We start from the raw sequence: 13,432 nt of genomic DNA on the forward strand, positions 1-13,432 counted from the left end.
GTTGGCAGGGGTGGCTGGGATCGAACCAGCGCATAACGGAGTCAAAGTCCGTTGCCTTACCACTTGGCGACACCCCTACATTGATTATGATGTGTAGGTTATGGGGTGAGTAGTGGGGATCGAACCCACGCGTAACGGAGCCACAATCCGCCGTGTTAACCGCTTCACCATACCCACCACCTTGTAGGTATCAAAGGCATGTTGCCTTTGTAACAAAAAGAATTATATCGGTTTTAGAGAGTAGTGTCAACACCTTTTTATAACTTTCTCATATTTTCCGGGCGCACAAGGAGTTGACCTTTTATACATAGAAAATCCTCTTTTATATATTTCCGCCTCTTACTATGAGAATTGTTTCATTTCAATACTCAAAGACTCGTACCAATATATAAAAGAGGATTTAACTATTTATAGGTTATCACTTCTTAGGCAAGTATGCTTTCACAAAATTAGGCAATGCAAAAGCCGCCTTTTGAATATCCTGATTATAATATTGAGTTTCAAAATTTTGTTCGCGATTAGGCGTCCACGTTAAAGGATCAAAGGTTTTAGATCCCAACGTAAAGCAATGCATGCCCGCCGGATAAATCGGAATAAACGCCATGTAGAGTCGCGCAATCGGAAAATGGCTGTTAACATATCCGAACACCTTTTTCACCAGCGGTTGATGCAACATAGGTGATTCTGTCTGTTGCACAAATAAACCGTCCTTTTTTAGCGCTTTCAGAGTATTCTTATAAAAATCTTCAGTAAACAGGCCTTCCCCCGGACCGATCGGGTCGGAGCAGTCCACGATAATAACATCATAGTAGTCTTCGGCTTCCGCCATGAATCCTATACCGTCACCGATTTTCACTGTCAGCTTAGGGTTGTTCTCAATCATAGCTTTAGCGATGGTTGGCAAATATTGTTTTGCCAATTCCACAACCTTGCCGTCGATTTCAACCATTGTTACTTCTTTCACACAGTCATGGCGCACACATTCCCGTGCCACACCGCCATCGCCGCCGCCGATAATCAACACGCGTTCCGGACTAGGATGTAAAAACAAAGGTACGTGACTCATCATTTCATGATAGATAAATTCTTCGCGCTCGGATGTTTGGAATACACCGTCCAACGCGAGCATCATTCCATATTCTTTGGACTTAAATACTTCGATTTTCTGAAATTCAGACTCACCGGAATATACGACCTCTTCCGCCTCGGCACTGAGACGCAAATAAGGTGTCTGCTCCTCTGTAATCCATTGACTCACGATAAATACCTCCTACTGCTTACAACCTACTGTTAAAAACCTATTTGACTATAGAAAATTAATACAATTACATAATAGTGAACTTAACTATATATACTCGACTAATTAATAATATAACGCATCGCAGAAAGCTGCGATGCGTATAGAACAATATCGATAACCTTATACGCCCTATCCCTTGCGACTGATATAGCAGAAGCCGCCACCTAAAATGGTATCTTTCATCCAATTCGCTAATGAAAAGTCACGAATTTCACCTTCGTCAAAGATGCCGCAACGAATATCGTCACCAGCGTTAAAAATCTTATAAATAGGAACCCAATGCCATGTGTAAAGAGCTCGTTCCTTACCTTTATGACGATTCAAAAATGCTACGGGCACATCTTGCGCCAACGCATCACGGATAAATTTAGCTGCCGCTTCCACCTCTACACGAGAGGCACAGAACGGAGAGACAGTAAGCATATGTACCTCATAAGGTAAACTTTCATCACCTAAAAGGCGATCCAGGCCACGTTCCATCCATTGCGTTTTATATAAACCGCCACCAAAACGCGGTTTAACATAATTCCACACCAGATTCATGCGTTCTAATGCAAGCGCCTGATCAGATGTAGTCGCAACATCGAGCAACCCATCTCGAAACTGTGAATAGCTCAATACTTGTGTGGCCGTCGTCGGACCGCAACCGGCCAAACGTTGCCACTCGTCCTTAAACCATTCCTGATCATAACCATGTGATATCTTACCGTTCACATCGATATATAACCACTCAGGATGTTTAATCGATACATCAGTCATCTTACTAGCCTTCAATTACTTCTACGGTTTCCATAATATCTCCTTGATGGATACCGTCCACAACATCCATGCCTTCAATCACTTTACCGAATACGGTATGCACGCCATCTAAATGAGGTTGCGGTTCATATACGATAAAAAACTGACTGCCGCCCGTATTAGGACCGCGATGTGCCATGGACAAAGCGCCTCTTTCATGTTTATGAGGATTACCGATCAATTCGTCTTTAATTGTATAGCCGGGACCGCCTGTACCATTTCCCATAGGACAGCCGCCTTGTGCAACAAAGCCGGGAATAACACGATGAAATGTAAGGCCGTTGTAAAAGCCCTGCTTAATCAGCTCAACAAAATTTTCCACCGTACCAGGTGCTTCCTTATCAAATAGTTCAATTACAATATCGCCGCCATTAGCCATATGAATTTTTGCTTGTTTCATTGTTCAGGTACCTCCAAAATCGTACGCAACACATGGGCTGCTAATATAAAACCCGCCACAGGTGGCACAAAACTGCATGTACCGGGGCTCGTTTCATCGCCCCGAAACTGTGGCTTCGTCGGTTTTTCTGCAGAAAATAAAACTAACTGTTTTTTTATGCCTCGTTTTTTTAGTTCTCGCCGCATAACGCGTGCCAACGGACACGTATGGGATTTAGAAATATCGGCAATCATCAGTTTTTCAGGATAAAAACGGTTTCCCCCGCCCATGCAGGAAATTACGGGGATACTTTCACGTTGACACACCTCGATAATATTGATCTTTGCCGTCACCATATCAATGGCATCGATAACATAATCGACACGCAAACTTTCAATAAAACCGGGATGCGATTCCTCCGTATACATTATATCGTGTATTTCAACGACTGCATCAGGATTAATGGAAAGAGCGCGTTCCTTAGCGACCTCCACCTTGCGTCGACCTATGGATGCATAGGTCGTAATCATCTGACGATTTAAATTGCTGGGTGCAACCGAATCCCCGTCGATTAAAACTATACGCCCCACACCGGCACGAACAAGTGCCTCTAAAGCACCGCCTCCGACACCGCCTACCCCAAACAGGGCGACAGATGTATCTTTCAACGTGTCGATTTTATCCGCTCCCACTAACCATTCGAGACGCGTCAGCATATGTTCCATTAATATTTACCTGACGGAATAATCTCCGTCCAATACCCATCAGGATCCGCAATAAAATAAATACCCATATCCGTATTTTCATAAGCTACGACACCCATGTCTTTATGTTTTTTGAGCGCCGCCTCATAATCATCCACATAGAAGGCCAAATGGAATTCATTATCCCCTAAATTATAAGGGCGATCCCAATCGCGCAACCATGTGAGTTCAAGCTCATGTGCCGTATAAGGGCTCTTCAGATACACGAGGATGAAAGCACCGCTTGGATCCTCCAGCCGACGGGACTCCTCCAATAGTAATGCTTCTTTATAAAAAGCAAGACTCTTGTCTAAGTCCTTCACATTGATATTATTATGAGCAAAAGAAAACTTCATAGAAACTCCTTTATAAATACAGTATGTTTTTGTAGGAATTATCCTTCTATAATAGTATCACATTTAGCAATTCCATACCATATATTGTAAATCACGGTATCTGTCATATTCCACAACGGATATAACCATTTTTACATCAAATATATAATCCGCCTAATTAATAACGAACCGCGCCGTACTGCCAGCATCGCCACGAGTTACTTCAAGATGTGCCGGTATACGGGATTTCAACTCAGGCACATGGGATATAATGCCGATGAGGCGTCCCGACGATTGTAGTTGCACCAAGGTTTCCATCGCCAGTTCCAACGTATCCGGATCCAAAGTACCAAACCCTTCATCGATGAAAATCGTATCCATATGGATTCCGCCTGCATAACTTTGAATAACATCCGCCAAGCCTAAAGCTAGCGCCATAGATGCGAGAAATGTTTCTCCGCCGGATAATGTATTCGCCGGCCTCGACTGACCCGTGAAAGCATCCATCACGGCTAAATCAAGCCCCTGCTTACCTCGTCCGCCGCCGGTATAGTCGGACCGCTCTAATGAGTAACGGCTGCGACTCATTCTCTGCAATCGTAAATTCGCCGCGTATACCACTTCATCCAAGATAGCACCTAATACATAACGCTCAAAGGTAACATTTTTAAAGCCTTGTGCTCCGCCATTCGCTAAATCATTAAGACGTCCGAGGAATTCCACTTCATCACGAGCTTCACCCATAGCCGCATCAAGGACTTCTAATTTCCCGAGAGCATCCTCTATTTGTTTTGATTCCTTGTCCCATGTGGCAAGAGCGCCTACTATATCATCACGGGATTGTACCGCGGCTTCATACATTTCATCAGATACCATATCTTCAGGCTTTACTGTTGAATCCGATTTCTTTTGTGCCGATTCATATACGGCTTGTGCCTTCTGATAATCATCATCTAATATTTTTAACTTCTCACGATACGTATCGCATTGTTCATAGTCCGCCAATTGTTCTTCAAATTCAGACTCTACCAAGTCTATCGCCGCAAGAGACTGTTCGTACGCTTTACGAACAGTTGCTAAAGATTCTGCCTCCTGTTTAACCTGAGATGTGAACGTATCAACACGACCTTTATCACCGCTAACCGTTTGTCGTGCGCTTTCCAGTCGCGTTCGAGCCTTCGTGACATCCTCATCGTATGTGCTTAACTCCGCCTTCAAGTTCGTCAACTTTGTCCGCCAAGTATCGATATCATCTATACGCAAATTAACCGATAGCGTATCCGTCTTCGCCTGAACTGTTCCGATTTTCACATCTAATCGGTGAGCCTCTGATGCAACAGTATCCTTAGCCTTTTCTAAATCAGAAACCTCCTTCTCCGCAGCAACAAGTTCCTCTTCTTTGTGGCGAAGTGTATCCTGCAGTACCTCGGTATCCGTACGCAACGCTTCCAATCGAATCACATCAGCTTGCAAAGACGTATAGGTATCATCGAAAGCATCAGCAGAAAATCCGTCGATCATAGAAGCAATATCATCTTGTTGTTTATCAAGAGTTGCTTCAGTTTCAGCTATTCTCTGCACCAAAAACTCTTTCGCGCCCTGCTCCTTCGCCAACGTTTCTACCAAATCCTGATATAACTTCCGAGCCGCGTCCACTTCTTTCTTCGTAGGATATAACTCCGGCTTCTTCGCCAGCGCAGGATGTTCCAACGAACCGCACACAGGGCACGGTGCGTTATCTTTTACAAGGTCTGCCAGTTCATAAGCGCGCCCCTCCTGTAACAAATGTTCCAAGCGCTCCAACTGTACTTTAGCGGAATGCACCTCATTATCTAATTTAGACAATCTCTCGACTTTACTATCCATAGCATGTGAAAGTGTCTGCCATTCAGACTGTACTGTTTTAAAAGTATCCAGTACAGACATTCTGTCCTTTACGGTATGAATCCGATCAGTTTCTTTTATATCTGAACTTATCTTGTCCCGCAAAGTTTGTATCTCATGTTGTAGATTTTGAACGTTCTCCCGTCCGATCAAAGCGGCTTTCTCAGCTTGTACCACATCATACTCGGCACGTTTTTTTATTAAAGAATCAAGTTCCTTTTGAGTCGACTCTAATTCTATCAAGCTTTCAGCCTGCTGTTCCCAGTACGTCAACGTTACCCGATTTTCCTGCATCACATCCGACTGCGCCTGTAGCACCTCATAAGCTTTACAACATTGGGCCTCAACCGCTTGAGCTGTAACCAGTGACGTCTGTGCCTCCGCCAAGGTCTTCTCTAACGTATGTAAGTTGTCCGCCTTATTTTTATATTGTTTATATAATTCATATACAGGCGTTAAGGCCGTCAAGAACTGTACTTGCTGAGCCAGTTTACATCGCTCCGGTTCTTTCGCTTTCACCTTATCCAGAGCGGTTTGTGCATCAAGCAAAGACTGTTCTACCTGATTATATAAAGCCCATCTGTTACGCAATGCATCATGATCCGCAACAATGCGCACCGCCTCATCACGTTGTTTCTCAAGTACATCGCGTTGCGGTACGCGGGACGCCAATAATTGCCGTACATGCTCTATCGTCAATATCGGTGTATCTTCATCGTGGGGAATCGATTGCAAAACAATCTGCTGTTTAGTCAGATTTTCCTCAATTCCCTGCTTGGCCGATTCGTACGCCTCCTTTAAAGCCTCTTGTAATCTTCGGTACAACTCGGTTCTAAACAGCGTATGCAATAATTCTTCACGTTCACCCGTAGACGCGACCAGTAATTTTCGAAATTCTCCTTGCGGTAAAAGAACAACCTGTAAAAATTGGTCCTTCCGAAATCCGATAATGCTTTGAACGGATTCACGTACAGCTGCCGCCGCTGTGGCAATCACCTGCCATTCACCGTCCTTCATGGCATACACGGTCGCACTGGCACTCTGTTCACGCATACCGGTGCCCCGTTTCTTTGCCACCAACTGCTTCGGTAATCGCTCTATGCGATATTCTTTTTCTCCGATGGCAAAGGTGAATTCAACGCGCGTCATCGTATGAGGTTCCGCAAAATCGCTACGTATGGCATCCGTCTTGCGTACTTCTCCGCTGGGCTCGCCATATAACGTATATACGATGGCATCCAGAATAGATGTTTTCCCCGCCCCCGTAGGACCGGAAATGAGAAACATCGAATGACCTTCCAGTGTATTAAAGTCCAATGATATCGTATCGCGATACGGACCGAAGGCCTGCATAGTCAATGATATAGGCTTCATTTAGTCCTCCTTTACGATACGATCCCACAAAGAATTGATATAGGATGTTTCCCGCTCCGTCAACGGCTGTTGCCAGACAGACTCGGCGAATTGATTGAACAGCTCCCGCTCATTAAGCGATTTAAAAATAGGATCCGATATTTCCGCCGTCGGCATTGCAACTCGGCCGACCAGCTCAATAGTCATACACTGATGATACACTTGCCGCAACTTTGCCATTCCATCCATTATTGGCATCGTATCGAGCAGGCGAACCTGTACATAATCATCACGATGTGCATTTTGAAGAGCTGTACTATTCAACAAATCTTCAAAATATCCTTCAAGAATCACCACATCCCGCTTCGCCTCAACAGGAATGGTATCAACCTCAACACGTCCTTTCCCATCCATATCGACAATGGTGAAAGATTTTTTCTGCGCATGTTCATCAAAGGAATACTTTAATGGAGATCCGCTATAACGAATATAGTCCGCCCCCATGCGTTGCGGTCCATGCAAATGACCGAGAGCCGTATAGTGAAAGTCTTTAAATACAGCCGAATTAACCATCTCGCTGCCCCCAAGCGATAAGGTGCGCTCTGAACCGCCTACATCGCCACCCATCACAAAGGCATGACTAAGTGCGATAGAACGCATACCGTTCGGAACCTGACTCTGCAGATGTTCACTCCAGGCCTGATACATATGGTCATAACTATGAAGATTAGTAACCGGCTCCTCGGCAGGTATACTTTCACCAAGTCCTAGACTAGCCGCTATACGCCTCGGCTCGCTAAAAGGCATCGGACAGATTGCCACCGCCCCATCGGAAGCCTCGAAAACATAGGGTTCCAATGAACGTTGCGGAGCCCCCCAGATATGAATACCGGAACGGCCGAGCATCGAACGGCCGACCTCGAGCCGTTCCGCCCCATCGTGATTTCCGCTGACCACAAACAAGGGAATCTTATAATCCATGGCGAGGCGGGTAATGATGGAATCCCATAATTCAACAGCCTCCACAGGCGGTACCGCACGATCGAATACATCGCCCGCCAAAAGCACTCCATCTATTTTTTCATCACGAAGGATATGGAAAAACTGATGTTCTAACACATGGGCCTGATCATCTGTTAAGTATTGACCGTAAAAGATACGCCCCAAATGCCAATCCGCCGTATGTAACAAACGCATAACAAGCCGCCCTTCCCCAAACTAAAATAACAATCGATTCATTACCCTTATTATACAATGAACGCCATCACAATACATCTCGCTAAAATCATGACGTATACTCTATAGGCCTATATGGCCTGTAGACATTATATGACCTGTAAACATTATATGTACTTCTTAAATACTGTATCTGCTTTGTGTAACTCTTTTATCAAAACGTTAACCGCTACATATAAAATCAAGATTAAGCATTTTCAACGATGGAGCGAAGCATGCTGATTTCTCGTGCATATCCGTCCAATTCATTAGGCGTCTCCAAATAAAACGGCAAATTCGTCAACTTCGGATGGGTGACAATTCTTGCGATAGCATCGATGCCGATATGCCCTTCTCCGATTTTTTCATGACGATCCTTATGAGCACCGCGAGGATTTTTAGAATCATTGAGATGAATTGCCTTTAAACGGTCTAGTCCTACAAATCGGTCAAATTCATCAAGCACGCCGTCCAAATCATCTATAATGTCATAGCCTCCTTCGTGAATATGGCAGGTATCGACACAGACGCCCATATATTCTTTCAGTTTAACGCCATCGATGATGCGGGCAATTTCTTCAAAACGGGAACCCACTTCAGTACCTTTCCCCGCCATCACTTCCAGCAGAACCGTGGTCTTCATGCCGGGAAACAGCATTTCGTTCAAACAGTCGACGATATATTCAATTCCTTGATCCACGCCTTGCTTCACATGACTGCCCGGGTGAAAGTTATACATCTGCCCCGGCAGATATTCCATGCGCTCCAAATCCTCCATCATAGACTGTTTAGCAAAATTTCGTAAATTCTCCTTCGCCGCACACGGATTATATGTATACGGCGCATGTGCTAAAATCGTTCCGAAGTTATGTTCCTTCATATATGCATCAAGAGCGTTCATATCTTCAACATCTAATGCACGCATGCCGCCACCACGAGGGTTGCGGGTAAAATATTGGAACGTATTGCCACCGATAGCGGTCGCTTCTTTCCCCATATGTAAATAACCTTTACTGATTGATAAATGACTACCTATAACGAACATAAAACACCTCTAACCTGAAAAATTCTTAAAATCTTACAATCTATCAATAATACACCTAACATAAATCTATAAACCAAAATGAATCGTCCCTGTATTAAAACTATAAAACCCCTACCGTGAAGGCAGCCCTTCAACGACAGGGGTTATGTATTAATGACTTTCTTTTTTAGCACAGGCCGGGCAAACACCTTCAAAGGTAATGTGTTGACCTATAATTCGATAATCGCTGCCTTGATTAGCAATCTCCGAGATAGCTTTCAAATCGACGCCCATTAAATCCTCCACCTTGTTGCAGCGAATGCAACGGATGTGGCAATGGTCCTCCGTATCCCAATCGTAATGAGCCCGTTCATCACCGACCTCTAAAATTTTCACAAGACCGATTTTTTCAAAAATCTCCATTGTCTTGTATACGGTGGCTAAACTCATGCTTGGATGTTCCGGACGCAATGTATGATACAACATTTCTGCCGTCGGATGATCATGATGAGCACGCAAAGCATCATAAATCGCAATACGCTGTGGTGTTACCTTAAACCCCTGACTACGTAAAATCTGTGCGATATCCATAATAATCTACCTTTCTCCACTTGGAAATCTACAAGGTATTGGCCATTATCGGCCATTTACAAGAAATAATTGTTCTTTATTATAGCAAAATTCTCACCATTTATCAAGATAAACAGTAGCAAGTATTAGGTAATAAAAAATGTGGATTGCCCAAAAGCAATCCACATCATATCAATCTTTAAAGTACGGCTTAAAGCCTTCCCCTTGATGGCGTTGTTTCTTCTCACCGCGTGGACGATCAAACTTTCGATCATCACGGCGACGGTCACTTCTACGATCACCTTTGCGGTCATCACGACTGCGACGAGAACGATCTCCATCTCGACGACGATCACCGTCACGACGGCGACGGTCGCTGCGACCGCGACTGCTATCACGGCGACGACGTACGCGCAACGGTTTTTCCTCCGTAATATTAACAGGGGTCGTATCCGGTTCCTTTGTCAACAATTTAAGAGCCGCTGCTAACAGCGTTACGGAATCCGTATCGTTCAACAACTCCTCGGCACTCGTTTTAAACGGCGCCAATGCCTCTAAATTATCCGTCATTTCAACGAGGCTTTCAATTGCCAAACGTTGTTGACCTTCAAGGACTTCACCTAAGGAAGGTGCACGACGGCGTGCGATTTTACGTTTCGTTAAACGCTCGATAGCATGTAAATGCTCCATTTCACGAGGAATAACGAACGTGAAAGCTTGACCCGCCTTACCGGCACGGCCTGTACGACCTACGCGATGTGTATAGCTTTCAGGATCTTGAGGCATATCATAGTTATATACGTGAGACACGCCGGAAATATCAAGACCACGAGCCGCTACATCCGTAGCGACAAGAATATCGATAGTGCCTTCACGGAATTGGCGAATTACGCTGTCCCGTTTTTGCTGAGACAAATCGCCATGGATGCCTTCCGCCATGTAACCGCGTTTCTTAAGACCTTCCGTCACTTCATCAACACGGCGTTTCGTACGCGTGAAAATGATAGCGAGGTCAGGTGTCTGAATATCAAACAGACGGCAAAGAACATCAAATTTTTGACGGTCCTGTACTTCGATATAGTATTGTTCAATCAAGTCCATCGTCACTTGAGTCGGTTTCATGCGAATCAAGATCGGCTCTGTTAAATACGTTTCAGCCAATTGTTGAATGGCTTTCGGCATCGTAGCAGAGAACAACAATGTCTGATGATCTTCCGGGATAGCCCCTAAAATTTTATTGATGTCATCAACAAAGCCCATGTTTAACATTTCATCGGCTTCGTCCAATACGACAACTTTCACATGGTCAAAGTGGATGGAACCGCGATCCATATGGTCCATCAATCGGCCCGGTGTGGCAACGATGATTTGAGGGTTCTTTTTCAATGCACGGAACTGACGACCGATATCTTGACCGCCGTAAATAGGCAAGGCCGTGATATTCGTGTACTGAGCCATTTTGTTAAGCTCTTCAGCTACTTGAATAGCTAATTCTCGTGTAGGGGATAAAATCACTACTTGAACGTGACGCTCGTTCCCGTCTACGCGTTCCAATACAGGTAAGCCGAATGCGGCTGTCTTGCCGGTGCCTGTTTGAGCCTGACCGATCATATCTTTACCGCTCATGGCTACCGGGATAGCTTCCTGTTGAATTGGCGTAGGCTCTTCAAAGCCCATATCGTTTAACGCTCTTAGAACAGGTTCGCTAATCATTAATTGTTCAAATTTTTCTAACATCTAAATGTGTTTCCTCCTATCGCGCACGAACTATGCGCATTTGAATAGTATAACATATTTCGATGGTGAGCGCTATTAAATTAATAGCCATTTTGAAGTATACCTTTACTACTTGAAAAGTATATTCTTTAATGCATAAGCAGAACCAGCAATACCAAATAATATAGAAAAAATAGCAAAAAGGCCGCGTTTATAATACAAACTATTCCGCTTTTGATAAAAACCTGTACACATTGTAAAAAGCACGAATATGCCCCAAGCAACACCAAAGCGGGCCATAAACGCATAATCTTTGTCAATTAGAAATTTAAAATTTAATAGAACTATACTTATAATTGCAATTATTGCTAAATACTTGGTTAAATCGCCAAAAGCCCTATGCCTTTTGATATATTCATACTCTTCATCAATGACACGTTTACTGATCTCAAGTTTATATAACCCCATAGATAACATCATAGATGTGAAAATCCAAATATATCCTAACATTTCAAGTTTGCTCATTGTTTATCAACTCTCTTTTACAATACACATTTACATGGTCTAAATTATAACATACAGGGCTTTCCCATATATAAACCGACTTTTCTCTTATTAAAAGCAAAGAAGGCACCTCCTAAGTGGCGCCCCTTTATTATGTTTTATTGGAAAGTAGTGTAGTATTAGCCTAAGATAACAAAAACAATATACAGTTTCTATTTAGAATAGTACCTTCCTAAACGCATAAGCAAACACGATCATCCCCCATAATACAGAAAATATTGCAATAAGACTCCGTTTAAAATATACACTATCTTTCTTCTGACAAAGCCCTGTAAGCATTGTAAAAAAGAAGAAAAACAACCAAACACTGCCATAACTGACTATAAATTTATAATCTTTGTCGATTATAAATTTAAGATTTAATATTATTAAGCTTATAATAGAAGTTATAGATAAATACTTTGTTAGGTTACCAAAAACTCTATGCTTTTTTATATATTCAAACTCCTCATCAATGACAACTTTACTAATCTCAAGTTTATATAACCCTATAGATAACGACATAGACATAAAAACAAAAAAATATCCTAATGTTTCAAGTTTACTCATTTTCCCACCATCCACTATATAACTACTTACTCAAATACTGACGAAGTGTTTGATTTTCTAATGGCCCTAATTGTAACGCCTTCCGATTTTTAATTGCATTGATGGCTAATGCTTCAAAAGTATCTTTATCAAACTCAGAAAACTCGTTAAAGGAATTAAACACTATAAATCGTTGATTCAATAAATTAGGTAATACCTCCAAATCTTTCGTTCTTACTCTATCTAGCTCATTTCGTGCATAAGATTCATATCTCTCATCATCTGCATTATTCTTGCTAAACCGACCTATATCAAGCTTATCAGAATAATAGCTATATATAGCCTTCTGATAGAAATCAATTTTAGTCAATTTTCCGAATTCAAAATTATAATAAGCATTATTTCTTAAAATATGCTCACTACCATGCTCACCAATAATAGCCCCTGTAGAAAGATCTACTATATCATTATGCTTAATCTGATTTTCCTTTCTATACGATACATAGAAAGGTAGCTTTATAGGATGTCCAGCGTATAAACTTGTATATCGTTGTTTACTATCAAAAAAGATTTCATGCCATATATCTCTATCACTTTCATCAAGACTAGAAATATTAGGGTATAACTCATCAAGACTCACATTAAATTGCGTTTCTTTAGCATCTATCCGAGGAATGAAAGTGTTATATTTATTTATATCTTTATTCCAAGCATCTAGCAAACTTACATTTTCATCAAAAATACCAATACCGTCTAAAGTTATGTAATAGAGTTTATTATTCACCTCATGAACAGCAACTACATTATCAGCAATCTTACGATTTTCATTGCCATAGTATAATCCGCTCTCTTGAAGTTCACTTAAATGAATCAAACTATTTTTAAAGTCACCACCTACCAAGAAATATATCAATAATCCCCATATGAGGATATAAAGCACTACTATTATGGCAACAATATATCCGATCCATTTAATTACTCTCTTCAAATTCATAATAGCCCTCTATAAATAACACGATTTCA

At 42.4% G+C, this 13,432-nt stretch carries 13 protein-coding genes and 2 tRNA genes; all 15 read right to left on the bottom strand.

What is annotated here, in order from left to right; all coding sequences use genetic code 11:
* Positions 1 to 2 precede the first annotated feature (2 nt).
* Positions 3 to 77 (bottom strand) — tRNA-Gln (locus HMPREF1521_RS07510).
* A 24-nt stretch (positions 78 to 101) separates the two neighbouring features.
* Positions 102 to 177, bottom strand: a tRNA-His gene (locus HMPREF1521_RS07515).
* Positions 178 to 418: 241 nt separating this feature from the next.
* On the bottom strand, positions 419 to 1,258 hold the full coding sequence (speE, locus tag HMPREF1521_RS07520; RefSeq protein WP_038117715.1) for a polyamine aminopropyltransferase: 840 nt from the start codon (positions 1,256 to 1,258) through the stop codon (positions 419 to 421).
* Between the two features lie 171 nt (positions 1,259 to 1,429).
* Positions 1,430 to 2,059, bottom strand: a complete 630-nt coding sequence (locus HMPREF1521_RS07525) for a hypothetical protein (protein WP_038117719.1) — start codon at positions 2,057 to 2,059, stop codon at positions 1,430 to 1,432.
* Between the two features lie 4 nt (positions 2,060 to 2,063).
* Complete coding sequence (locus HMPREF1521_RS07530) at positions 2,064 to 2,498, bottom strand: peptidylprolyl isomerase (RefSeq protein ID WP_038117722.1); 435 nt, start codon at positions 2,496 to 2,498, stop codon at positions 2,064 to 2,066.
* Complete coding sequence (locus tag HMPREF1521_RS07535; RefSeq protein WP_038117724.1) at positions 2,495 to 3,202, bottom strand: ThiF family adenylyltransferase; 708 nt, start codon at positions 3,200 to 3,202, stop codon at positions 2,495 to 2,497. The genes HMPREF1521_RS07530 and HMPREF1521_RS07535 overlap by 4 nt, the downstream gene beginning before the upstream one ends.
* On the bottom strand, positions 3,202 to 3,576 hold the full coding sequence (locus HMPREF1521_RS07540; protein WP_038117725.1) for a VOC family protein: 375 nt from the start codon (positions 3,574 to 3,576) through the stop codon (positions 3,202 to 3,204). Before HMPREF1521_RS07540 ends, HMPREF1521_RS07535 begins: the two co-directional genes overlap by 1 nt.
* A gap of 153 nt (positions 3,577 to 3,729) precedes the next feature.
* Positions 3,730 to 6,813 carry an AAA family ATPase gene (locus HMPREF1521_RS07545; RefSeq protein WP_038117728.1) on the bottom strand — a complete coding sequence of 1,028 codons (3,084 nt, stop codon included), beginning with the start codon at positions 6,811 to 6,813 and terminating at the stop codon, positions 3,730 to 3,732.
* Positions 6,814 to 7,989, bottom strand: coding sequence for an exonuclease SbcCD subunit D (locus HMPREF1521_RS07550; protein WP_038117731.1), 1,176 nt, complete (start codon positions 7,987 to 7,989; stop codon positions 6,814 to 6,816).
* A gap of 226 nt (positions 7,990 to 8,215) precedes the next feature.
* Positions 8,216 to 9,052, bottom strand: coding sequence for a deoxyribonuclease IV (locus HMPREF1521_RS07555; protein ID WP_038117734.1), 837 nt, complete (start codon positions 9,050 to 9,052; stop codon positions 8,216 to 8,218).
* A 150-nt stretch (positions 9,053 to 9,202) separates the two neighbouring features.
* Positions 9,203 to 9,622, bottom strand: coding sequence for a Fur family transcriptional regulator (locus HMPREF1521_RS07560; RefSeq protein ID WP_038117737.1), 420 nt, complete (start codon positions 9,620 to 9,622; stop codon positions 9,203 to 9,205).
* Between the two features lie 171 nt (positions 9,623 to 9,793).
* Complete coding sequence (locus HMPREF1521_RS07565; protein ID WP_038117739.1) at positions 9,794 to 11,338, bottom strand: DEAD/DEAH box helicase; 1,545 nt, start codon at positions 11,336 to 11,338, stop codon at positions 9,794 to 9,796.
* 108 nt (positions 11,339 to 11,446) lie between these two features.
* The gene (locus HMPREF1521_RS07570) at positions 11,447 to 11,842 is read right to left on the bottom strand and encodes a hypothetical protein (RefSeq protein ID WP_038117740.1); all 396 of its coding nucleotides are present in this window, start codon (positions 11,840 to 11,842) and stop codon (positions 11,447 to 11,449) included.
* Between the two features lie 195 nt (positions 11,843 to 12,037).
* A complete protein-coding gene (locus HMPREF1521_RS07575; RefSeq protein WP_038117743.1) occupies positions 12,038 to 12,430 on the bottom strand; it encodes a hypothetical protein in 393 nt (130 codons plus the stop codon).
* 22 nt (positions 12,431 to 12,452) lie between these two features.
* Complete coding sequence (locus HMPREF1521_RS07580) at positions 12,453 to 13,403, bottom strand: hypothetical protein (RefSeq protein ID WP_038117746.1); 951 nt, start codon at positions 13,401 to 13,403, stop codon at positions 12,453 to 12,455.
* Positions 13,404 to 13,432 lie beyond the last annotated feature (29 nt).

The sequence above is a fragment of the Veillonella sp. AS16 genome, assembly GCF_000517785.1.
Classification (GTDB): Bacteria; Bacillota; Negativicutes; order Veillonellales; family Veillonellaceae; genus Veillonella; species Veillonella denticariosi.